Genomic DNA, 22,770 nt, shown 5'->3' on the forward strand with positions numbered 1-22,770 from the left:
GTTTTACAACTCGCCAGATATCACTTACCACACCCGGGACAGCTGCCCAAAAGCTTCAATTTCTAACTTTACCGGGCATCGGCCCAATCAGCCTAACCCCACGGCACATAATATACGATGTACGCAAGGGCGTGCCAAACAACCACTTGAAAGGGGAATGACCATGTCTGGAGTTGAAGATACAAGAAGCGGTTATGGATGCGGCGGTTACGGAGGATTTACTAACACAGGTGCCATTCTCGTTCTGTTCATCTTGCTCGTCATTATCACTAAATCATTCCTCTGTTAGTACTAAATACACACACATGCGCAGGAGCCAAGTGATCTGAGTACAACATGAAGACGGGTATTCCGGGACACAGCCCGGAATACCCGTCTTTGTTGGTTGAATAATAATCATCACTGTCCTACTCGAACCACCATCTGGGCTGCGAGAGGTAGATTACGTACGATTGATCGTTTACTCGTCTTCTTCTTCCTTCAACCACTTGTTGCCTTGCGAACGGCGCATGATCACAATCACCAGTATCCCCAAAATAAGTGCTACTCCGGTGACAGTCAGTCCACTCGCTCCGGCAACCAGCATAGGCAGCCACATGAGCAATGCAGCCAATGCGTGAAGATGGAATATGAATCCCAACACCTGAGAACGACGACTTTCGCCCGAGATCGGATAGATCATGATCCAGAACGATTCACCATGACTGCGACGCAGCGCACCAAGCTGTACACCTGCAAGCAACAGGAAGAACAGATATACCCCGACACCAAAGTAGCTGCCTGCTGTCCACCAGGATAGTAACATGCCCAGTACAATTAGGCGTAACACGATTGAGAACACTTCGGTTCGAATAAACGTTTTGGTTATCAAGTAACGGTAAGCTTTCCCCGCATTCCAAGGAAGAGCGTTCCCCCATTTGCTAAGCCAGCGACGAGAACTTACTTTCTGTCCGGATGAAGGTACATCCACGAACCAGCCGAGCGTCCGCATGACTCTGCCAGCCTGCCCCTGCTCCACCTGAATCAGTCGTTCCCACGCTACCCGATGTTTCACTGGTATACGCAAAGCGACGATGTAGACAACAGCCAGCAACAACAGGAACCATACGCTCCGCTGTGGTGGTTGCCATAACCAGGCGCCAACCGCCAGCACAGCCAGTGCCCATCGCAAAAGACGGTATCCTCTTGCTGCCCCGACCTGAACCATTCTTACCTCTTGCCATGCTCCATAACTGGACAACCCTTTCCACAGTAGCAGGAACACGATGAACCAGCCAAATGGCCGTGCATCCAGATCTGCTCTGACATAGAGGGGCCACAGTGTAACAAACACAAGCAGCAAGCCCAGACTTTTATAGATGATGCCCCGGGCAAAGCTGTTCTTCAAATATTCCTGCATCCGGTATTCCTGTGGTCGCAGGAACACAATATCTGCCGGAAGCAGATATGTACGATAACTGCTAAACAGCACCAGTGGTGCCAGCAGTACCAATGCAATCCAGCGAATCGGGAATTCTGCGGGAATATTCTGAACAAACGATGTATACCAGGCGGAGAACGCAATGACAAGAAATAAAAAGACCATAGCTACACCGCTCTGGATTACATAACCCAGATAAGGAAGAATTCCGTTCCAGAATCCTGTGCGTCTTTGCTTCCATAGCAGCTTGAGATCCATGCTCAATCCCTGCCTTGTACGAGAGAATAGAACATGTGCTCCAGCGTGGCATCCGATTCCCCGAATTGAGCGCGTAATTCATTCAGCGTTCCTTGAGCAATGACTTGCCCACGGTGCAGTACGATAAAACGGTCACAGTAATTTTCAATCGTGGACAGAATGTGTGAACTGAGCAAGATGGATGATCCCGAAGCTTTCATCTCAAGCATAAAATCAAGCAAGGAGCGGATACCCAGCGGGTCCAGCCCCAGGAAAGGCTCATCAATGATGTACAGTGGTGGTCCGGCCACAAAAGCACACATAATCATGACCTTTTGCCGCATCCCCTTGGACAGGTGAGTCGACAGACTTGTACTTTTCTCATTCATACGGAACAGTTCCAGCAGTTTCTCCGTACGTTGTTTGAAATCAGCCTCCGACACATTGTACGCTCTTGCCGTAAACTCCAGGTGCTCCATTACCGTCATCTCATCATACAGTTCAGGTGATTCCGGTACAAATGCCATAGCCGATTGGTAGATCTGCGCATCCTCGTCCCGCTTCTTGCCCATCACTCGCACTTCGCCCTGTTGTGGTGTCATCAAGCCGAGGATATGTTTCATGGTTGTACTTTTGCCAGCACCGTTTAAGCCGATTAGTCCGACCATCTCTCCACGTCCAACTTCCAGATCGATGCCGTGAAGGACCGGTCGTTTGGCGCTATAACCTCCGCTTAGCCCGCTGATTTGCAGAACAGGTGATTGAACGTTTTCCATCTATCCCTGCACCCCTTTCGTCAGATTCTATTCTTCGGAGCGTGGCGTTTTGTCTTTACTCCACTTGGGTGCTCCCTTGTTTTTACGATCCTGGTCGCGCTCCGTGCGGCCTGTATTGCCCGTTGGTTTGCTACCTGCTGGACGCGAATTGGAGATTGTAGCTCTGGTTCCCCCATTACGATTGCCCTGACCTGGTTTGCGATCTCTGGATTGCCCTGGTTTTCTGGAGAAGGAATGTCCCTCAGGCCGCGTGTCCGGACGCGGATCAGCCTCCAGTACTTTACCGCCAAAGAGCACACGTTCTGACAGTTCGATTCCGAGTTCACGAGCGAATTTACGCATAATGAAAATCTGTGTTTCATCCACAATGGACAAAACGATACCCGAACGTCCCATTCGGCCTGTACGGCCTGCACGGTGAACATAGTGCTCCGAGTCAAATGCAGGGTCATAGTTAATGACCATTGGCAAGCCTTCGATATCCAGTCCTCTGGCAGCGACTTCGCTGGCGATCAGCAATTGGAGTTTTCCATTACGGAAGGCAGACAATACGTTACTGCGGGTTACTTTGTCAGCATCCCCATACAGCGCAGCAGCGGACAAGCCCAGATGATTCATCTTTGCTTCCACTTCACCAATATCTTCGGTTGCATTCACAAATACGATTGCGCGATCCGGATTGTACTGTCTAACCAGACGACGCAGCATGTCAATTTTGTTACGGTTTTCTTCTACAAAATAATAATGCTCCAGGCCAGCAGCCGTAGCTCGATCCGGTTCAATTCCGATCTGAACAGGCTCTTTCATCTCACGCTTCGCGAGTCCAGCCGTATTCTCATCAATGGTTGCTGACAGGAAGATCAACTGACGGTCCCGCAATGCGCTCTTGAGTACAAAGTTCACGTCACTTACGCCGCCAAGTTGGAACACTTGGTCCGCTTCATCGATAACAATTGTAGAGACGTTGTGCATTTTCAGTTTTTTGAGTGTAATCAATTCTTTCAGTCGTCCCGGTGTACCCACAACCAATTGTGGATGCTCACGCAGCTTCTCGATCTGACGTTTAGCGGCTGCGCCACCAATCAGACCTAATACGCCGATCTTGCGCTCTTCCCCGTAGCGCTGTGCCTCACGTACAATCTGCATCGCCAGCTCTTGCGTAGGTGCAATAATGAGTTTCTGCGTACCTTTGATATCCATTTTGATGGATTGTAACAGTGGCAGCAGATATGCCAGCGTTTTTCCTGTTCCCGTCTGGGATTTGGATACGACATCCCGGCCTTCCAAAATAACCGGGATCGTCTGAGCCTGTACAGGTGAAGGTTCGTTAATGCCATGTTTCGCCAAAACGGCCTCCAAATCCTGTTCCACGCCAATTGAAGCAAATGTTTGATTCGTCATGTATGTCCATCCTTTAAATTTATTCATTTTGATGCTAGCCCTGCTTGTACTTACTAAAACCGAAGCCTGTCATCACATTACCTTTCATTATATGCGAAAAAAGCCCGTGTACCAAATCTTATTCCAGAATTGTATGTATACACGCCAAAAAAAAGAAAAGCCCCTCGGCGGAGCCTTTCTTTCATCCCGTATATGATGCCTCGTATCACATTTACTTCTGATTCATTACACCGTGCGACAATCGATCTGCAAGACGAGGAAATAGCTGGTACAGCCATATGCCAGCAGATGCAAGTCTTGGCAGATTCACTTCTTCCTTGCGCTTTTTCATCGCCCGAACCATATGACCCGCAACGTCTTCCGGTTTCAACATCATCCAACGTACATTATTCACATAATTGCCAGATGGGTCAGCCCGATGGAAAAATGGTGTATCAATCGGACCTGGATTAATCGTTGTCACCATGACCCCAGTCTTGCGAAGCTCTTGACGAAGCGCATTACTAAATCCGAGTACAGCATGTTTCGTAGCTGTATAGGACGCGGATTTGGCTGTACCGATTTTGCCAGCCATGGAGGCCACGTTCACAATCTGACCTTTGCCACGCTCCAGCATTTGTGGAAGCACTGCTTTGGTGCAGCGGACAATGCCCATGTAATTAACGTCCATCATCTCATCGAATTCCTGTACAGACATCTCTGTCATCGCTGCGAATTTCCCGTATCCTGCGTTGTTCAGCAAAATGTCGATTCGTCCGTATTTATGCAATATCGCATTCACAGCTGCCTGAACTTGCTCACTATCCGTAACATCAAGCGTGAGTAATTCATGCGGCCCTTTCAGCGAGGCACCAATCTCTTCCAGCTTGTCCCGTGAACGGGCAGCCAGAATCGGGATGGCTCCTTCTTCTATCAGCATCTGCGCACACAGCGCACCGATACCACTCGATGCACCTGTGATAAACACTACCTGATCTTTCAGCATCCGTGATGTCCTCCCGTATTGAACACATATTGCCTTTTGAGGCGTATGGTTCTATTCTACGAGATCATGACCTGAATATCCATCTCACCAATGCCATCCATCAGCAAAGGAATGCTCAGTGCTTTCGTTGCACTAAATGTAGTCAGATGTTCGGACTTCATCACTTGTGGAGGTGTAATATCGACCACAACACCCTGGTTCGACAGGATGGTGCTGGCATTACCGCTGATCATATTACCCAGTTCCGAAATCGCACTTTTGCTCATTTCATCCATTTCTGTAATGACAAAGCCGCCCATCATCGCAGATACAATTTTCAATGCAACTTGTTCATTGATTCCAAATACAATGTTTCCGCTAAGTTGTCCGGTCATTCCGATCACGATCCAGACATGGTCTGCAATGTACTCTACATTTTTCACGCCAAGACTCCCGGTGGAAGGCGAAACCTGGATGAGCTGTTCGAATACGTTCCGTGCCGATTCCAGGAAAGGATTAATCACTTCCGCTTTCACTGTCTATGTCCCCCTCACACTGGGTTATTGGTCACACACCAAAAGTCCCATATTCATTAAATTTATTATACTTTATCACGTACAAGAATTCATTAAGAATTCGTTAAATCATGTGTACTATAATTTATCGTCATCCGTGGGGCAAATGTTTATAGCTGATTCTAGCGAATAAACAGAGCTTTTCGCTTCTTTTGAAGAAAGCATTTCGATCATCGTGCGTGGCAAAAGGTATTCAGGACTTTATTACTACTTTCTCACAACTGTTAAAAAAATCAAATTCTTGTATTCGCGTTTTTTTCACAGTCTCTTGAACTACTTTTGCTCCTGACAATTACCTTCATTGCTCTGCTGTCCTGAATCACCTATAATTTAAGATAACGGAACAATAACCAGTTACGGGATTTCATCGCACCACATCTACATACGAAGATACTTTTCCTGCAAGGAGGTCACCTATGAACATAAGCCAACTGGAGACACTAATTACCATTTCCAAAACGATGAGCTTCCGCAAAGCGGGAGAACTTCTGAACCTGACCCAGCCTGCCGTCTCGGCCCAGATCAAAAGTCTGGAGGACGAATTCAGCACCGTTCTTGTGGATCGGAACCAACCCGTTACCCTGACAGACCGTGGACAGGTATTTCTGGAGCACGCTGAACGGATGCTCGACATCGTTGATGAGTTGAAACAGAAATTGTCCGATCTCGATGAAACGCCTCAGGGACGTATCGTGTTAGGCACAACAACTTCCATTGCTATTCAGATCTTGCCAAGGGTGTTATCCTATTTCCAAGATCAATTCCCGCTGATCAAAACCAGTATCCAATCCCTTCCTTCATCACAGATCTATACCCAGGTCGAAAATGGTCTGGTTGATATTGGTATCGGTTATCTCACGGAACGTAATCCCAACCTGAATACATCTGTACTGTACTATGACACATTTGAACTCGTCGTATCTCCTTCCCATCCGCTGGCAAAGAAAAAACATGCTGCAGTGGATGTGCTCCGGAGTACACCATTGATTCTGCTGTCCCCTGATACAGTAGGACGAAGGTTTACAGAAACCATCTTCAAGAAACATAATATTGAACCTAATATTGTAATGGAGTTGTCGAGCAGCGAAGAAGTGAAACGGATGGTCGAGATTGATCTCGGAGCAGCTGTCATCTCCAAACAATCTGTTGCGCATGAGTTGCGTCAAGGTACATTGCGAATGATACCCTTAAGTGAGCTGGAGGTCAGTCATCCTGTTGGTGTCATCTATAAGTCCAGTCGGTACCTTAACTCAGCGATGCAGCAATTCATAAGTGATCTCAAAGGCATGCCGGAAACCCAATTCATCAGTTCAGAATGACAATGAGCCATGAGAAAGGAAGGATTCCATATGAAATTTGATCTTCATACACATCATTTTCGTTGTGGTCACGCAGACGGCAACATCCGCGATTATATAGAGGCAGGTATTAAGGCAGGACTCCAGGCCATCGGTATCTCGGATCATACGCCATACTTTGGCAGTGAGCTTGAGCAGGCATTCCCCCGGATCGCAATGGGCAAGTCTGAATTGCAGCATTATGTGGAAGAAGTCCTTGCTTTGAAAGAAGAGTACGCTGGTAAAATCGATGTGCTGCTCGGCATTGAATCCGACTACTTCCCTGCTCATGCAGAATTGTACCGTACCATACTGGGACAGTATCCTTTTGACTATATTATTGGTTCAGTTCATCATACCGAGGATGTGAGTATCTTCAACAAAACCCGGTGGAATGGACTAAGCAATGCTCGCAAAGTTGAAGTGAAAGAGAGTTATTATTCATTGATCCGGCAATCGGCTCGCAGCGGCATGTTCCAGATTCTTGGACACATTGATGCGATGAAAGGAAATTATCCCCCTTTCTCCGAAATTATCGCTGATCAGGCCATTGATGAAACGTTGCAGGTCATTGCAGAATCCAACGTAGCGATTGAAATTAACACATCTGGCAAAACCAAACTTAGCGGTGGCTGGTACCCCTCGGATGCCATTCTGGAACGCGCCCATCATTATGGGGTAAAGGTGACATTTGGATCGGACGCTCATAAACCGCAGCGGGTTGCAGACGAGCTGGATGACGTTCGTACACGCCTGCTGGAGATTGGATTCACCGACTGGGTATACTTCAAACAGAAACAGATGCAGGTTGTACCACTGTAAAATAGAGCAAACACAAAGCCCCCACAGCGCGCTTGTTCACGCTGTGGGGGTTTTGGGTTTAATTCTAGATTGAAAATATTATATAAGTTCAACTGAACATTTACACGATAACGGAGAGGACAGAAATAACGTGAAGAAGCGAAGCGGTCGCCTAAAAGCTTTCTGAAAGAAAGCTGCATCGGAAGCATACGCTATCCCCGGATTTGCCCCTTTTCAAAAGGGAATCGAAAAATCTGGGGATAACAGCGATCGGAAGGTTATTCTGTCATCGGAGTGACTGTGTAAAAAATTCAAAAAAAATGAACCCGCTCGCGCGGGTCCCAACAGCATTATCTATTATCAAAAAGGGGGTCATGAGATAAGTTTACCCCCTGTCTGTTAGAGTTCAATTGCAGCTATATTTCAATTGTGTAACAAATGATTGAAGTTCGATTCATTCACGTTTGACTACTCTTACTCTATGTTATTGCGGCTTGTCAGATACCAGTGTTTGCAAGTCTTTCTCCTGAAGCGGGCGCACGTATTGTTCCCGATACATGCTGTACACTTTGACATCCATCAGAGATTCTGATCCCTCGTCATCCTCATCATGCAGTCCGAACGAGGGAAGACTCCGCTCATAGGACATCCCTATTTTGCTTAACACCCGTTGTGAAGATACATTGGCCTCATAACAACGTGCTTCCACCCTCCACAAATGAAGATCGTCAAATCCAAACTGCAACAGCCGCTGTACCGCCTCGGTAGCCACACCCCTGCCCCAACAGGACCTGTTCAGGATATAACCAATCTGTGCGGTTCCATTCTGATCATTCCAGTGCTGGAATGAGGTGATCCCAATCACCTGTTCCTTGCCTCTCCAGCAGATCCCATAATGTAACGAATCCAGCTTGGCGCTGCTGCTCCGTATCTGGTTCAATAACCGTCTCGCCCTGATTGGCGTGGGCTGGCTTCCCCTATTCACATATCGGATGACTTGAGGATCGGAAAAGAGTTCCGATAATGTGCTGTAATCACTTTGACGTAATGATCGCAGGACAAGACGCTCTGTCCACAAAGCCGGCAAACCTTGAACCAGCATTTTTCGGGTAAGCATGACAATCGCTCCTTTTGCCTATACGGGCTCTAGTCCGGTAAGACAAGCATGCTCTGAAGATGATCCGGCGTAATACCATTTGAACTGATCCACGAACTGTAGTATTCGCATTTTAGTATTAATATATTGCATCATTCAATTCCTGACGCTAAAGAGCCCAGATGCTGACTACTCCTGCAACCCGCGATAGATACCCGTACGAATCTCACGGATATAGAAATCCAATGCAGGAACATTCGCGGACTGTGCAATCTGTACTTCTCGCTCAATATCATAAGGTACCCGAACAAATTGAACATTAAATGGGGTATTATTGTCGTCGCTATCTTCTCCCTCCAAAATACAGTAGGAAGCCTGGGGAAGATCGAGTGGATTACCAACACTGCCTGCATTAAACAGTAACTTGCCGTTCATATACTGCAAGTATGCGTTATGCACATCCCCATAACCTACAACATCTGCAACACCTTGCTCAGGCTCATCAGCCGGAGGATCAAACATTGCCAACCTCTTTTCCATCGCGTCCCACGGCTGTACACGATGGTATACACTTTGGGGTGAAGCATGGACCAGACGGATGGTGCGACCGCTCAGTTGAAATTGATGACTGAAGGGTAGGCTCGCCAAGTACGCCAAGCGTTCCTCACCCAGACGTTCTGCTTGCCACGTAAAGTTCTCATTGTCTTGGTTAACCGCAACCAGTTCATCCCAATTGCCACGGATAACAAGTTCGCACGTCGCTCTTACCTGATCCACAACCTGTACCGGTTCTGGCCCCTTGCCCACGAGGTCACCTAGACAAAAGATTCGCTCCACGCCACGACTTCGAATATCTCCTAACACTGCTTCCCAGGCAGTCATGTTGCCATGAATGTCGGATACAATCGCAATTCGTTCCATCTGGATAACCTCCATTCATGTTGAATCCTTTATGTTTTATATTCATCTTATATTCTTTTATGTGGTTGATCCTTTAAGCTCAAACACCGTTAATTCTGGTCTGCACAGAAAACGAATGGGCAGTTGAGTCATGCCAAAACCACGATTCACGTACACGGGCATCTGTGTCTGGGTGCTGTAATATACCCCCTGGACATCCGTGTAATACAACCCTTGAACATACTTTTGTGAACCTCGCGGAGTTGTCAGTGCCCCGATCCAGGGAAAACGTACCTGTCCACCATGGCTATGACCGGAAAGTTGTAATCCAAAACCATAGGGAGTGGCAATATCGGCATAATCCGGTTCATGCATAAGTAACAATTTCCACACATCATGATCCAATCCCTTGATGGCTTGGTCAGGATCAGGCCTGCCTGTAAGTGCGTCATCCAGACCAGCTATGGCCAGACGTTCGCCCCCTTGTTCAAACACCACATGTTCGTTACGTAACAAAGTGAATCCAGCTTCACGGAACATGGTTGTCACTTCATTCTGCTGTCCGCCCCGATAATCATGATTCCCCAAAACAGCAAATTTGCCATACTTCGCTTGCATGGAGGCGAGTAACGGAATACATTCACGCATCGGCTCTGCTTCCCTCTCGACGATGTCTCCGGTAAAACAAATCAAGTCCGGTTGCTGCTCCTCAATCGTTGCTGCCAGCTTCTTCAGCTCTTTCACCCCGGTATGAAAACCAAGATGGGCATCGCTGAACTGAACGACACGCAAACCATCAAATGCCTTTGGAAACTTCGGAAGTTTCAGCTCCACTTGCTTGATTTCCAGACGACGCGGTTCCCATAGCCAGGCATAACCTCCTGTAAGCAAACTGGCACCCGCTGTCATCAAAACCATGCGCAATAAGAAACTTCGGCGAGAGGGATCATGATCCTTTTCTTCTCCAGGAAACACAGACTCTTCTGCACCTGGTGCCTTGTGCGAGCGCTGGGACGGCGAGTTGTTGCTGCCCTGACGCGGTGTCTCTGCCATATCTCCCCCTCCTTCTACGCTCTTAATCCATCCCCTTAGTATATCATATTCTGCAAGGGTAGCCCGGTTCCTCTGCTTCATTACAAAAAGAAGCCGGGATCTCCGGCATGTTGCTGCACGGGATCACGACTTCTTCTAAATTGCAGATTACACTTCTGCATATGTTATGACGAGATTACACACCCAACCAGCGTTTGAACATATGCTTGGTCGTTTGTTTGTTCATTTCGGCAATGGAGGTTGTCAGTGGAATGCCTTTTGGACAGGATTGCACGCAGTTCTGTGAGTTACCACAGCCCTCAATGCCTCCGTCTTCCATCAACGCTTCCAGGCGATCGTCGGCGTTCATCTCCCCTGTTGGGTGAGCGTTGAACAGGCGCACTTGAGACAGTGCTGCTGGACCGATAAAGTCTGTTTTCTCATTGACGTTCGGGCATGCCTCCAGACATACACCACATGTCATGCATTTGGAAAGCTCGTATGCCCACTGACGCTTCTTCTCAGGCATCCGTGGACCTGGACCGAGGTCATAAGTACCATCGATCGGAATCCATGCTTTTACGCGTTTCAGGGCGCTAAACATCCGGCTACGGTCGATGACCAGGTCACGAACTACCGGGAATGTCTTCATCGGTTCGATACGAACGGGCTGTTCGAGCTTGTCGATCAGGGCTGCACATGCTTGACGTGGCTTACCGTTGATGACCATAGAGCAGGCACCGCAGACTTCTTCGAGACAGTTAGAATCCCAGCACACGGGAGCAATGGATTTGCCATCTGTATTGACCGGGTTCCGCTGAATCTCCATCAGGGCGCTGATCACATTCATGTTGGGACGGTACGGAAGCTCAAATTCTTCGTTGTACGAAGATGATTCCGGGCTATCCTGACGGGTGATGATAAACTTGACGGTTTTGTTGGCTGTAGCTTGTTCCGCCATATCGTTGTCCCCTCCTCTGGTGACGATGATTGTATTGCTGATGCGCAAAATGTTTTGGTGCACGGGAGACGCTTCGTCAGCGGAATGCCCCTCTGATCGCTGTTATCCCCGGATTTTTTTGATCAACCCTTCCCATGGTTAAAATCCGGTGATGAAGGCGAGCGCTTCGCTTCTTCTAGGCATTTCCGCTTCCTCCGCTACGTCGTGCACACAGGGTCACTTTGCTGGAAACTGCTCTCCAATTCATTGTGGATGGCAGTATTACAGTTCTGAAGCATTGCTAGGCGCTTTGCTTCTTCTGGGCATTTCCATCACTTTGATGGCAGTAACTTTGAAGAAGCTTTGCTTCTCCAAAGTTCTCCTGCCTCTCCGTTCAGGTGTTTAACGTTTAACCTTATAAATAATCCGTGATACTTAATCTTTGGAGTAATCTCGGATACGTGGTGGGATCAAGGATACGTCTACTGGCTCGTACGAGATTTTCGGGCCTTCTTTCGACCAGCTCGCGATAGTCGTTTTCAGGAACTCTTCGTCATTACGTTCCGTGAATTCCGGTTTGTAATGTGCGCCGCGGCTTTCGTTACGGAGCAGAGCGCCGAGAGTCATTGCTTCTGCCAATTCAATCATGTTCCACAGTTGGCGGGTGAACGCTGCGCTTGGGTTATTCCAACCGGAGCTGTCATACATGTTGATTTTGCCATAACGCTCTTTCAATTCCTTGATCTTGCCAATCGTGGCTTCAAGCTTGTCATTGTAGCGCACAACCGTCATGTTGGCTGTCATCCACTCGCCAAGCTCTTTATGAATGACATAGGCATTTTCCGTGCCCTGCATTTTCAAGATGCCTTCGTATTTGTCGCTTTGTTGTTTGGTGTGTTTCTCAAATACGGAAGAAGGGATATCAGCGGACGATTTTTTAAGTCCTTTGATATATTCAGCCGCTTTTGGTCCAGCCACCATACCACCATAGATCGCAGATACCAATGAGTTTGCACCCAGACGGTTCGCACCATGGTATTGATATTCACATTCACCAGCTGCGAACAGCCCCGGAATGTTAGTCATTTGGTTGTAATCTACCCACATGCCGCCCATGGAATAATGGACTGCCGGGAAGATTTTCATTGGGATTTTACGCGGATCATCGCCCATGAACTTCTCATAGATCTCAATGATTCCGCCCAGTTTAACGTCCAGTTCCTTCGGATCTTTATGAGACAGGTCGAGATAAACCATGTTCTCGCCGTTCACACCCAGACCCATATCTACGCAGACGCTGAAAATTTCACGAGTCGCGATATCACGTGGAACCAGGTTACCGTAGGAAGGATATTTTTCTTCAAGGAAGTACCAAGGCTTGCCGTCTTTGTACGTCCAGATCCGTCCACCTTCACCACGCGCGGATTCAGACATGAGACGCAGCTTGTCATCCCCTGGAATGGCTGTCGGGTGAATCTGAATGAACTCCCCGTTTGCGTAATTTACACCTTGCTGATACACCGCACTTGCTGCTGTACCTGTGTTAATGACCGAGTTGGTCGTTTTACCGAAGATGATCCCCGGACCACCGCTCGCCAGAATAACCGCTTCTGCCGGGAAGGTCTGTACCTTCATCGTTTTCAGATCCTGAGCCACGATCCCGCGACATACGCCTTCATCATCCAAAACCGCCTGCAGGAACTCCCAGTTCTCATATTTCGTAACCAGGCCAGCTGCCTCCCAGCGACGTACCTGCTCGTCTAATGCATAGAGCAGTTGTTGTCCTGTTGTCGCTCCGGCAAACGCCGTACGGTGATGCTTCGTTCCCCCGAAACGACGGAAATCAAGCAAACCTTCCGGTGTCCGGTTGAACATGACGCCCATACGGTCCATCAGGTGAATGATGCCAGGTGCTGCTTCGCACATCGCTTTAACCGGAGGTTGGTTCGCAAGGAAGTCACCGCCGTATACCGTATCGTCAAAGTGTACCCATGGGGAGTCACCCTCACCCTTGGTATTCACCGCTCCGTTAATGCCGCCTTGTGCGCATACAGAGTGGGATCGTTTAACAGGAACCAGTGAAAATAAATGAACATGGACTCCGGCTTCAGCCGATTTGATCGCCGCCATCAAGCCCGCGAGACCGCCGCCCACAATAATTACATTCGTTGATGCCATTGATGTTCACTCCCTTATAAGTCAGCATTTAACTCCATAAATGCTTAGATTAGAACTGTTTTTACTACGTCAACCATTGAAGTTACTGCTTGGAAATCCATGCTCCGGAAAGCGAACAAGGAAGCAATAAACATAATGGAGATAATACCGAACAAGCTCATGCATACATAAGAGGACACACGTTGCGCACGCGGACCCACGGTAATCCCCCAGCTAACAAGAAACGACCACAGACCGTTCGCAAAGTGATAGGATGCCGCAACTACACTGATCAGATATAGAATAAATGTTACCGGATTCATCACGATATCGTGAATAACACCGCCCAGTTGTTCGTGGGTGACTGTACCCAGCGCAACCTGCACCCGCGTCTCCCATACATGCCAGATTACGAATACAAACGTAATGACACCACTGACCCGCTGCAACGTGTAACGCCAGTTGCGCTCATTGCCATAACGGCCCACGTTAGGCTTGGCCTGATATGCAATATACAGACCGTATACACCGTGATAGAACAACGGCAACCAGATAAGGAGCGTTTCCAAAACAATAACCAGTGGCAGACTGTTCAAGAATGCAACAGCACCGTCAAAAGCTTCTTTGCCGCCTTCAACTGCCGAGAAGTTCGTCACCAAATGCTCAACAAAAAACAAACTGAGCGGAATGACTCCAAGCAAGGAGTGCAGCTTTCTGGAGTAAAACCCTTTCATAAAATGTCGATCCCCTTTCGCTAAATACAACGTTTTCATAAATAATTTTACTTATACATGACACGAATCCTTTTCCATGAAAAGGTTCGACAAATTGTTCCGTTTTCCCCAGGTGTGAACAACTTGTGTCACGGTTCATGTTACTCCATTTTTTCTTATAAGGGAATTGCAATATAATTATTAAATGTTATAACCTATAGGTATAAGCAGTGAAACATTGGGTTTACAGGACATATAACATGGAAAACGATTAAGCAAGGGCAAGAATCACACTCATCACTCATGGAAAAGAGGTCGTTGTTCATGTTCGAGGAGTTAAATGCATTTGCAGCGGTCGTGGAGCAATCCAGCCTGAACCGTGCATCCAAGTTACTGAACTTGTCCCAACCCGCACTCTCACGTAAAATTGCCAAATTGGAGGATGAACTCGGCGTTTCCCTGTTCCACCGCCGTGGCAAACGGCTGGAGTTAACCAGCGTAGGCCAGTTCGCCTATACCTTCGCGGTAGAACAGAAGCAGCAGCAGCAGAGGTTCCTCACCATGCTCGCCCAATATAAAGACGAAGAACAGAGCACCATTACACTCGGAGCCAGTCTCACGACGCTTCAAACCACGTTGCCACCTCTCGTCAATGCCTTTATGGAGAAACATCCAAATGCCGAACTGAAACTGTTGACGGGAAAAACACATGAGATTGTCTCGTTTGTGCGTGACAAAAAAGCCGATGTGGGTATTGTCGCCTCCTCCATCAGCGAAGTGGGGCTTAACTGTGTGCCGCTCTTTGACGATCACCTGGAGCTGGTTGTGCCGCTCACACACCCCTTGTCCGGTAAGGAAGCCGGGATGGAGCATTTGCAGGATCTGCCGATGATTACGTTCTCCAAAGGCACCTGGTACCGCAAATTAACGGACGACCTCTTCCAGCGCTGTGCCGTGATGCCGGATATTCGCATGGAGATTGATTCCTTTGAAGCGATCATCCGACTGCTGCCTTCCGCCAAAGCTGCTGCTCTATTGCCCAAGTCCTATCTTCGTCCACAATTGCTCGCGGACAATGATCTTGTTTCTGTTCATTTGCCTCAATTACAGCAGACCCGAAGAACAACCTGCATGATCTATGGGGAAAAAGAGGACCTCAGCGAGACCTCCAGACAATGGGTCAAGGAGACGGCTGCACTCTTTACAGCAAAGGCGCCATTGCCCTCACGGAGGACTACGACGCCTTAGATTTGATCTGAATCAGCCAGGCTCTAACGCCTGGCTTGCATTTTAACTCATCTTAATTATCAGCTCTCTTGGCTGATAACCTCTTCTTCAAATCGGTCGATATCTGCATTATTACCAATAATGACCATGATATCCCCCATTTGAAGGGAGTCCAGTGCTGTTGGAGCAATAATGACACCAGCTTCTTTCTGTAACGCTACAATGCTGCAACCAAAGCGTACGCGTGCATTCAGGGTTGAAAGTGTTTTGTTGTGCAGACAGGCGGGAACCTTCATCTCGACAATACTGTAATCATTGGATAATTCAATGTAATCCAGCAAGTTCGGGGTAACCAGCTGGTGGGCAACCCGAATGCCCATATCCCGCTCAGGATAAACGACACGATCGATCCCCAGTTTATCCAATGCTCGTCCGTGAAGGACGGATATGGCCTTAGCCACGACCGTCTTGACGCCCAGCTCTTTTAACAGAATCGCAGTGAGAATGCTCGTCTGGATATCATCCCCGATGGCAACGATACAGCAGTCAAAATTACGAATACCCAGGGAGCGCAGCACTTCCTCATCTGTGGCATCGGCTACAACGGCATGGGTGACCAATTCACTCATGTCTTCGACGACTTCTTCATTTTTATCAATCCCGAGCACCTCGTAGCCGAGTTCCATTAATTCCTGTGCCAGACTGGAGCCAAACCGCCCAAGCCCAATCACCGCAAACTGCTGTGTTTTCATTGTTCTTCACGAACCCCTTATCCAATAATCATTTTGCCTTCCGGATACCTGTATAACTCTTTACCCTTTTTCTGCCCAAGTGCATACGCTAATGTGATCGGTCCAAGCCTTCCTGCAAACATCGTAAAACAGATTAGGAGTTTGCCCAATGTAGTCAGCTTCAGCGTCAGTCCGAGCGATAATCCAACGGTACCAAAGGCCGAAGTCGTTTCAAATAAGATCATCATAAAACTGGCGTCTTCTGTGGTACTCAATGCCATCGTTACAGCTATGATCAACAAGAGCGCCAGCAACGTAATAGTAAGCGCCTTGAATATCCGTTCCTGTACGAGCCTGTAGCGGAAAAATACGATATCTTCACGTCCACGCATCATCGCGATGACCGCTCCAGCCATAATCATAAATGTCGTTGTTTTGATCCCGCCTCCGGTAGAGCCCGGTGAAGCACCAATGAACATCAAAATGATCATAAAGAACTGTGTTGCCTGTCTGAGCCCTGCAATATCTACCGTATTGGCTCCTGCTGTTCGCGGCGTAACGGACTGGAAGAATGAACCGAGAATTTTGCCACCCCAGTTCAGGCCACCCAGTGTCCGGGGATTGCTGAATTCAAATACGAAAATGACAAGTGCACCAAACACAATCAACAATCCAGTCATCAACAGAACAACTTTGGAGTGCAGAGACAGCTTTCGCGTTTTACGGTAATCCACCAGGTCTGACAGCACCACAAAACCGATACCGCCAGAGACAATCAGGAACATTGCTGTAAAATTAACCAACGGGTCATACACATAACCGGTCAGACTGCGGAAATCCCCAAACATATCAAAGCCCGCATTGTTGAACATGGAGATCGCATGCCAATAGCCATAATAGATCGCCTGTCCGACTGGCATGTCGAACGACCAGCGGATGGCAAACAGTGTGCCACATATGCCTTCGATAATGAGTGAGTAGATCACAACTTTCCGAATCAGCCGGACGATGCCCTCCATCGTGCTCTGATTCATCGCTTCCTGTAGAATCAACCGTTCTCTAAGCGAAATCCGCCGTTTGAACGCAATGGCAACCAATGTGGACATCGTCATGAAGCCCAGTCCACCAATCTGAATCAGAATCGCAATCACAACCTGACCCAGCACCGAGAAATGAGTCCCTGTATCCACCACAACCAAACCGGTGACACAAACGGCCGAAGTTGCTGTAAAGAGCGCATCAATAAATGCAAGACTGTCACCGTTACGGTTGGATGCCGGAAGCATTAACAACAGTGTGCCTACCAATATGATGCCAGCAAACCCTAACACAAGAATACGGGGTGGCGATAATCGCATCCATTGAACATTCAGTTTCACTTGAGTATCTTCCACCTCTTCTAATATGAAAATAACTCCACACCCGTGGAGCCTTTTCATTTGAAATGCTGTTACTAAACGTTAAACATGTATGATTCAGATTAAAACGACATATATAATGAAGTTGGAATATATTCTATTCGTTCCCTTGTTGGGCGAAAGACATGCGAATCATTGCACATTTGTTTCAAAATTATAAGCGCTGCGACGTTTGTAGACAAAACGTTTTTTGTGTAAATAGCATCGAATTCAGCCAAAAAGGGAAGAACTCAGATATGGCGACGGATGGATCAGATTCTTTCGGTCCTTTTCATTCATTTTCAAGGATTTACACCTGTTTTCGTTACATCATTGGCATTCGGTGCTTGGCCTGTGCTATGTTAACTTTAATATCCATATTAGATTAAGGAGGAACACCATTACATGAATCCCTTAGGGCAGCCTTTGCAACTCAAGGCTAACTTCAAGCGGCTGGGGTTGCTTGCGGCGATTGGCCTGATTCTATTTTTTGTATTTCAGATCTTTCCTGCTACCTCATCGCAAACGACAGAAATTTCGTCCACGTCTTTCATAACCAAGGGGCAGGCGACGCAATCCGCACGATCATTCGCAGCTTCTGTGAATGACTATACACTGCCAAATGATGATGAAAAAACCCTGGTAACCTACCAGACACATTCCGATATCTACGGGTATATGGCTAAAACCAAACAACTTGATACCTATAACCAGAAATGGGAAACAAGATATCCTTACGATGTATTCCGCGTTCGTTTGCCTGATCAGGACAAGGGCGGTTATCTTAATGTTGACGTACATATGAAAACAGGAAAAGTAGTCGGCTTTAAACGGGAACTGCCTTCTTCTCTCTATACCGCCATTGAGGCGGAGCAGGTTAGTGGACGAGTGACCACATCGCAAGTACTTGCTGAAGGCAATATATCTCTGGACGAGAAACAACAGCTCGCGGCTGGCGTTCTGACCGAATTCGGTTATGAAGTGCCTACACTTCAACTGGATACTCGCGATGGTGAAGCGGGACTGAAGTATACAGATTCTGCAAAAGCCATCGGAAACTCCAAGCTTGAACTGAATTTTACGTTTGAAGATGGTGCGGTACGATCGTTCGATCCTGGCTTCTCGGTCCCGGAATCCCATACCGACTATGTGAAAAGTCAAACGCGTCAAGCCAATTGGATGACTTATGGCGGCTATGCATTCCTGACCTTTGTTCTGGGCGTGCTGGCAATCATCTATAGCATTCTGACCCGAGCACATACGTCTTTCAAACGCGGGATCATTCTCTCGCTGGTGTATTTCGCAGCTTCGATAATTGGTACGCTGAACATGATTCCACTCTTTCAGGCACAAGGGCTCTCCAATTTCATGTTAGCATTCCTGATGTTAATGCAGGCGGGAATTACACTGGTCATGAGTGCAACCATCTATCTGTCCCTTGTTGCCGGTGACGGCATGTGGCGCAAAATAGGTCTGAACCCATGGCCTCGTGCCAAAGAACCTGGATATGGAAAATATGTACTTCACAGCATGTATGCTGGTTACCTGTGGGCATTCATTCTACTGGGTGTGCAATCCATCCTGTTCTTCATTCTGGAGCGAAGCATCGGCACATGGTCAACGACGTCAGCAGATCAATCTACATTTAATATGACCTATGCCTGGCTCTTCCCGATCATGGCCTGGATGGCCGGTATTGGTGAAGAAACTGTTTATCGACTGTTCGGCATTCGTATGATGCAAAAGATTGTACGTAACACGTTTATTGCCTGTCTGATTCCAACCATCATTTGGGCACTTGGACACACATTGTATCCGATCTATCCAGTAATCACCCGTCCCATTGAGCTGATGGTGATTGGATTGCTGTTCAGTCTGATCATGCTGCGTCACGGCTTCATTGCCGTTGTATTCGCACATGTGATCTTCGACAGCTTGCTGATGGGACTCAGCTTGGTATTTATGGGCGATGCCCTGAATATGGCTGCCGGACTCTTCTGGATTGTACTGCCGGCCATCGTTGGATATGTGGTCTACAAATTCAATCCAAAACAAAAAGAGAAGCCGTATGTTACGACTCCTCATCACGAAGTGCTGCAATAATCTGATTTGCCAACTTGTCACCAATAGATAGAGGCCGGAAGTCTTCGACGCTGGCCTCTTTTATTTTGCGCAAAGAGCCAAAATGCTTCAACAGCAGCTTACGCCGCTTCTCTCCAATACCCGGAATGGCATCCAAACGTGATGTCACCATTGATTTTCCACGCTGTTCCCGGTGGAACGAGATCGCAAAACGGTGGACCTCTTCCTGTATCCGCTGCAACAGGTAGAATTCCTGACTATCCCGAGGCAGGGAGATGACCTCCGGTGGATTACCGATCATCAACTGTGAAGTCTTATGCTTCGCATCCTTCACCAGACCACATACCGGAATAAACAGCCCCAGCTCATTTTCCAAAATATCAACCGCAGCCGAGATCTGTCCTTTACCACCATCGACCACGATCAGGTCAGGCTGGGTCAGGTTTTCTTTTAATACCCGCTCGTAACGGCGACGGATGACTTCTCTCATCGTTTCATAATCATCCGGTCCTTCAACCGAACGGACCTTGTATTTCCGATATTCCTTCTTATCCGGTTTACCATCGGTAAATACGATCATGGCAGATACCGGGTTCGTACCCTGAATGTTCGAGTTATCAAAAGCTTCAATACGGTGAAGCTGATCCAATCCAATAAAACGTCCCAGTCCTTCGGCAGCTTTGGATGTCCGTTCTTCATTTCGCTCAATCAGGCGGAACTTCTCTTCCAATGCCACACGTGCGTTATCCACGGCCATGGTGATCATCTGACGTTTCAATCCACGTTGCGGGATAAGCACTTTGATCTCCAACCACTCCTGTAAAGCAGCAGCAACCTGAGTTGGGTCTTCCAGACCTGCTGGGAGCATTTCAGTTGAAGCAGTTGTATCCATTGTGGGAGCATCCTCTTGCATACTGTCAAGCTGTTCACCTTCTGCCTCAGCGGAACTTCCGTAAGCTGCACGGGTCTCAGCAACCAGTGGCTGGGTAGTGGTACTTTGCTCCACTTGTCCCGTCTGATCGAACTCTACAGTAACTGCGGCAGGTACCGATCCATCAGCATCAGAACCCGTATTCAAACTGTCGTTATCCGTTGCAAGATCCTTGGGCATTTCCGGTAACAAAATTTCTTGTGGCAATGCCGGATTATCGCTGTAATACTGTGTTACATAGGACATGAAATCACTGTACGCCTCACCATAAAACGGGAAGGTTGATACGTGACGTTCAATCATTTTACCCTGACGCATATATAGAATCTGGACACACATCCAGCCTTTATCAATGGCGAAACCAAATACATCGCGGTCTCTGGCATCGGCCATCGTAATTTTCTGTTTTTCCATCATCGCATCAATGGCGATTACCTGGTCGCGCAGTTCCTTGGCACGTTCAAAATAAAGATCCTCCGCAGCCTCTTGCATCTTACGCTGCAGATCCTTCTTAATCTCTTCGTGACCACCGCTCAGAAATGAACCAATCTCTTGGGAAATCTGATCGTACTGCTCCTTTTCCACTTCCTTCACACAAGGCGCAAGACACTGTCCCATGTGATAGTACAGGCACACTTCTTTGGGCATTACACCGCATTTGCGCAGTGGATACATGCGATCGAGCAATTTTTTCGTTTGGTGTGCCGCATACGAGTTCGGATAAGGTCCGAAGTATTTGGCTTTATCTTTCAGCACACGCCGGGTTACTTCCAACCGGGGGTGCTTTTCATTTGTAATTTTAAGATACGGAAATGTTTTGTCATCCTTGAGCAACACGTTATACCGGGGCATATGTTTTTTGATCAGGTTACACTCCAGAATAAGTGCTTCCATGTTACTGCCCGTCACAATATATTCGAAATCACGGATTTCGGACACCAGACGCTGGGTCTTTCCGTTATGACTGCCGATAAAATAAGAGCGTACGCGGTTCTTCAGAACTTTAGCCTTACCTACATAGATAATCGTGCCTTCACTGTTCTTCATCAGGTAACATCCAGACATATCTGGCAACAGAGCAAGCTTGTGGCGAATCTGCTCCAATGCCTTCTCCTGATCCTGTAAATCATTCATGAATTGATCCATAATTCGGTGAATCCTCCTTCCCGAAAAAGCTGAAATCCTCACCTTACATGAGATACTCCGATGACAAAATGATCTTTTGATCGCCGTAATACAAGAATTTTAATACCTTTATATCAGTTAAACTAAAGATAATTCACACTGACACTACGATAACAGAACAACCTTCCAATCGCTGTTATCCCCAGATTTTTTGATTCTCTTTTACAAGGGGAAAATCCGGTGATAAAGGCGAACGCTTCGCTTTTTCAGGTTTTTTCTGTTCTCTCCGCTATTGTGTGAGTATTTAGTCCAATACATATTAAAGGTGAAACTCGGATAAAAATTGCAACGGCTATGCTTCTACAGCTCATTTCTGTCCTCTCCGTTAACATGTAAATTTCCAGTTTCATTTTATAAAAAATATATACTTTATATTGTCCTATATAAAGGTATTCGACGCAAAACGCCCCCGGCATGTAAACCGGAGGCGTATGTGTAAGCCTGTAAATTATTGGTGTTTTGCGATAATTCCTTTGAGCGCATCTTTCGAGTTCAGACCAACCACTTTATCTACTGGTTGACCGTCTTTGAAGAAGATCAAAGTTGGAATGCTCATTACGCCGAAGCGGGAAGCAGATTCCGGATTTTCATCCACGTTAACTTTAGCAATTTTCACTGCATCGCCAACTTCTGTGGACAGCTCTTCCAGGATTGGAGCGAGCATTTTACAAGGACCACACCAAGGCGCCCAGAAATCAACAAGAACCGTTCCTTCGCCTTCTACTTCAGCGTTGAAGGATTGATCGGATACGTTAACAATAGCCATGAAATTGTCCTCCTTATATATACTTACGGTTTATTTTAACCTGTAACGTCGTGAACGACACTTCCAGTATAACACAGGTACGTCAAACTTGTGAATTGAACG

Annotated in this window: 20 protein-coding genes; 5 read left to right on the plus strand and 15 right to left on the minus strand. The window is 47.3% G+C overall.

Going from position 1 to position 22,770, the window contains the following annotated elements; translation table 11 throughout:
• Window positions 1–163 precede the first annotated feature (163 nt).
• A complete protein-coding gene (locus QVE09_RS17540) occupies window positions 164–289 on the plus strand; it encodes a YjcZ family sporulation protein (protein ID WP_215075720.1) in 126 nt (41 codons plus the stop codon).
• Between the two features lie 171 nt (window positions 290–460).
• Here the strand turns inward: QVE09_RS17540 and QVE09_RS17545 are convergent, their stop codons facing one another.
• The 5 genes from QVE09_RS17545 to QVE09_RS17565 form a co-directional block, all read right to left on the minus strand.
• Complete coding sequence (locus QVE09_RS17545) at window positions 461–1,678, minus strand: ABC transporter permease (protein WP_315937818.1); 1,218 nt, start codon at window positions 1,676–1,678, stop codon at window positions 461–463.
• 2 nt (window positions 1,679–1,680) lie between these two features.
• Window positions 1,681–2,433: an ABC transporter ATP-binding protein gene (locus QVE09_RS17550; protein WP_315937819.1), complete on the minus strand. Its 753-nt coding sequence runs from the start codon at window positions 2,431–2,433 to the stop codon at window positions 1,681–1,683.
• A gap of 27 nt (window positions 2,434–2,460) precedes the next feature.
• Complete coding sequence (locus tag QVE09_RS17555) at window positions 2,461–3,834, minus strand: DEAD/DEAH box helicase (RefSeq protein WP_315937820.1); 1,374 nt, start codon at window positions 3,832–3,834, stop codon at window positions 2,461–2,463.
• A gap of 211 nt (window positions 3,835–4,045) precedes the next feature.
• Window positions 4,046–4,819 (minus strand): SDR family NAD(P)-dependent oxidoreductase, encoded by a 774-nt coding sequence (locus QVE09_RS17560; RefSeq protein WP_315937821.1) that lies wholly within the window; start codon window positions 4,817–4,819, stop codon window positions 4,046–4,048.
• Between the two features lie 56 nt (window positions 4,820–4,875).
• The gene (locus tag QVE09_RS17565) at window positions 4,876–5,334 is read right to left on the minus strand and encodes a chemotaxis protein CheX (RefSeq protein ID WP_036605799.1); all 459 of its coding nucleotides are present in this window, start codon (window positions 5,332–5,334) and stop codon (window positions 4,876–4,878) included.
• 455 nt (window positions 5,335–5,789) lie between these two features.
• Here QVE09_RS17565 and QVE09_RS17570 point away from each other — a divergent pair, with 455 nt between their 5' ends.
• Together QVE09_RS17570 and QVE09_RS17575 are read left to right on the plus strand one after the other, a co-directional pair.
• Window positions 5,790–6,692 (plus strand): LysR family transcriptional regulator, encoded by a 903-nt coding sequence (locus tag QVE09_RS17570; protein WP_036605798.1) that lies wholly within the window; start codon window positions 5,790–5,792, stop codon window positions 6,690–6,692.
• Window positions 6,693–6,722: 30 nt separating this feature from the next.
• A complete protein-coding gene (locus tag QVE09_RS17575) occupies window positions 6,723–7,532 on the plus strand; it encodes a histidinol-phosphatase (RefSeq protein WP_315937822.1) in 810 nt (269 codons plus the stop codon).
• A 463-nt stretch (window positions 7,533–7,995) separates the two neighbouring features.
• Here QVE09_RS17575 and QVE09_RS17580 read toward each other — a convergent pair whose 3' ends face one another.
• From QVE09_RS17580 to QVE09_RS17605, 6 genes are all read right to left on the minus strand, one after another.
• Entirely contained in the window at window positions 7,996–8,628 is a 633-nt protein-coding gene (locus QVE09_RS17580; protein ID WP_315937823.1) for a GNAT family N-acetyltransferase, read from the minus strand.
• 168 nt (window positions 8,629–8,796) lie between these two features.
• Window positions 8,797–9,528, minus strand: coding sequence for a metallophosphoesterase family protein (locus QVE09_RS17585; RefSeq protein ID WP_315937824.1), 732 nt, complete (start codon window positions 9,526–9,528; stop codon window positions 8,797–8,799).
• 57 nt (window positions 9,529–9,585) lie between these two features.
• A complete protein-coding gene (locus tag QVE09_RS17590; protein ID WP_315937825.1) occupies window positions 9,586–10,560 on the minus strand; it encodes a metallophosphoesterase in 975 nt (324 codons plus the stop codon).
• A 175-nt stretch (window positions 10,561–10,735) separates the two neighbouring features.
• Complete coding sequence (gene sdhB / locus QVE09_RS17595; RefSeq protein ID WP_036605794.1) at window positions 10,736–11,500, minus strand: succinate dehydrogenase iron-sulfur subunit; 765 nt, start codon at window positions 11,498–11,500, stop codon at window positions 10,736–10,738.
• Between the two features lie 414 nt (window positions 11,501–11,914).
• Complete coding sequence (sdhA, locus tag QVE09_RS17600; protein ID WP_036673387.1) at window positions 11,915–13,657, minus strand: succinate dehydrogenase flavoprotein subunit; 1,743 nt, start codon at window positions 13,655–13,657, stop codon at window positions 11,915–11,917.
• Window positions 13,658–13,701: 44 nt separating this feature from the next.
• A complete protein-coding gene (locus tag QVE09_RS17605; protein WP_315937826.1) occupies window positions 13,702–14,370 on the minus strand; it encodes a succinate dehydrogenase cytochrome b558 subunit in 669 nt (222 codons plus the stop codon).
• A gap of 303 nt (window positions 14,371–14,673) precedes the next feature.
• Here QVE09_RS17605 and QVE09_RS17610 point away from each other — a divergent pair, with 303 nt between their 5' ends.
• Window positions 14,674–15,597, plus strand: a complete 924-nt coding sequence (locus tag QVE09_RS17610; RefSeq protein ID WP_315937827.1) for a LysR family transcriptional regulator — start codon at window positions 14,674–14,676, stop codon at window positions 15,595–15,597.
• Window positions 15,598–15,656: 59 nt separating this feature from the next.
• Here the strand turns inward: QVE09_RS17610 and QVE09_RS17615 are convergent, their stop codons facing one another.
• Both QVE09_RS17615 and QVE09_RS17620 read right to left on the minus strand, forming a co-directional pair.
• Window positions 15,657–16,328: a potassium channel family protein gene (locus QVE09_RS17615; RefSeq protein WP_074096339.1), complete on the minus strand. Its 672-nt coding sequence runs from the start codon at window positions 16,326–16,328 to the stop codon at window positions 15,657–15,659.
• Window positions 16,329–16,345: 17 nt separating this feature from the next.
• A complete protein-coding gene (locus QVE09_RS17620; protein ID WP_397387058.1) occupies window positions 16,346–17,665 on the minus strand; it encodes a TrkH family potassium uptake protein in 1,320 nt (439 codons plus the stop codon).
• A 444-nt stretch (window positions 17,666–18,109) separates the two neighbouring features.
• Here QVE09_RS17620 and QVE09_RS17625 point away from each other — a divergent pair, with 444 nt between their 5' ends.
• Window positions 18,110–19,807: a CPBP family intramembrane glutamic endopeptidase gene (locus QVE09_RS17625; RefSeq protein ID WP_315937829.1), complete on the plus strand. Its 1,698-nt coding sequence runs from the start codon at window positions 18,110–18,112 to the stop codon at window positions 19,805–19,807.
• Here the strand turns inward: QVE09_RS17625 and uvrC are convergent.
• The gene (uvrC, locus tag QVE09_RS17630) at window positions 19,776–21,863 is read right to left on the minus strand and encodes an excinuclease ABC subunit UvrC (protein WP_315937830.1); all 2,088 of its coding nucleotides are present in this window, start codon (window positions 21,861–21,863) and stop codon (window positions 19,776–19,778) included. The genes QVE09_RS17625 and uvrC overlap by 32 nt on opposite strands.
• A 487-nt stretch (window positions 21,864–22,350) precedes the next feature.
• Entirely contained in the window at window positions 22,351–22,668 is a 318-nt protein-coding gene (gene trxA, locus QVE09_RS17635) for a thioredoxin (protein ID WP_017692451.1), read from the minus strand.
• Window positions 22,669–22,770: the final 102 nt, after the last annotated feature.

The sequence above is a fragment of the Paenibacillus sp. ClWae2A genome (assembly GCF_032452295.1).
GTDB lineage: Bacteria > Bacillota > Bacilli > Paenibacillales > Paenibacillaceae > Paenibacillus.

Bases quoted from the DNA above. Each gene is read 5' to 3' on its own strand.
- QVE09_RS17550 (WP_315937819.1), bottom strand. From the start codon at position 2,433: ATGGAAAACGTTCAATCACCTGTTCTGCAAATCAGCGGGCTAAGCGGA.
- sdhB (WP_036605794.1), bottom strand. From the start codon at position 11,500: ATGGCGGAACAAGCTACAGCCAACAAAACCGTCAAGTTTATCATCACC.
- QVE09_RS17610 (WP_315937827.1), top strand. From the start codon at position 14,674: ATGTTCGAGGAGTTAAATGCATTTGCAGCGGTCGTGGAGCAATCCAGC.
- QVE09_RS17570 (WP_036605798.1), top strand. From the start codon at position 5,790: ATGAACATAAGCCAACTGGAGACACTAATTACCATTTCCAAAACGATG.
- QVE09_RS17605 (WP_315937826.1), bottom strand. From the start codon at position 14,370: ATGAAAGGGTTTTACTCCAGAAAGCTGCACTCCTTGCTTGGAGTCATT.
- trxA (WP_017692451.1), bottom strand. From the start codon at position 22,668: ATGGCTATTGTTAACGTATCCGATCAATCCTTCAACGCTGAAGTAGAA.
- QVE09_RS17575 (WP_315937822.1), top strand. From the start codon at position 6,723: ATGAAATTTGATCTTCATACACATCATTTTCGTTGTGGTCACGCAGAC.
- QVE09_RS17545 (WP_315937818.1), bottom strand. From the start codon at position 1,678: ATGGATCTCAAGCTGCTATGGAAGCAAAGACGCACAGGATTCTGGAAC.
- QVE09_RS17555 (WP_315937820.1), bottom strand. From the start codon at position 3,834: ATGACGAATCAAACATTTGCTTCAATTGGCGTGGAACAGGATTTGGAG.
- QVE09_RS17625 (WP_315937829.1), top strand. From the start codon at position 18,110: ATGAATCCCTTAGGGCAGCCTTTGCAACTCAAGGCTAACTTCAAGCGG.
- QVE09_RS17580 (WP_315937823.1), bottom strand. From the start codon at position 8,628: ATGCTTACCCGAAAAATGCTGGTTCAAGGTTTGCCGGCTTTGTGGACA.
- QVE09_RS17560 (WP_315937821.1), bottom strand. From the start codon at position 4,819: ATGCTGAAAGATCAGGTAGTGTTTATCACAGGTGCATCGAGTGGTATC.
- QVE09_RS17615 (WP_074096339.1), bottom strand. From the start codon at position 16,328: ATGAAAACACAGCAGTTTGCGGTGATTGGGCTTGGGCGGTTTGGCTCC.
- QVE09_RS17540 (WP_215075720.1), top strand. From the start codon at position 164: ATGTCTGGAGTTGAAGATACAAGAAGCGGTTATGGATGCGGCGGTTAC.
- QVE09_RS17620 (WP_397387058.1), bottom strand. From the start codon at position 17,665: ATGCGATTATCGCCACCCCGTATTCTTGTGTTAGGGTTTGCTGGCATC.
- sdhA (WP_036673387.1), bottom strand. From the start codon at position 13,657: ATGGCATCAACGAATGTAATTATTGTGGGCGGCGGTCTCGCGGGCTTG.
- uvrC (WP_315937830.1), bottom strand. From the start codon at position 21,863: ATGGATCAATTCATGAATGATTTACAGGATCAGGAGAAGGCATTGGAG.
- QVE09_RS17585 (WP_315937824.1), bottom strand. From the start codon at position 9,528: ATGGAACGAATTGCGATTGTATCCGACATTCATGGCAACATGACTGCC.
- QVE09_RS17590 (WP_315937825.1), bottom strand. From the start codon at position 10,560: ATGGCAGAGACACCGCGTCAGGGCAGCAACAACTCGCCGTCCCAGCGC.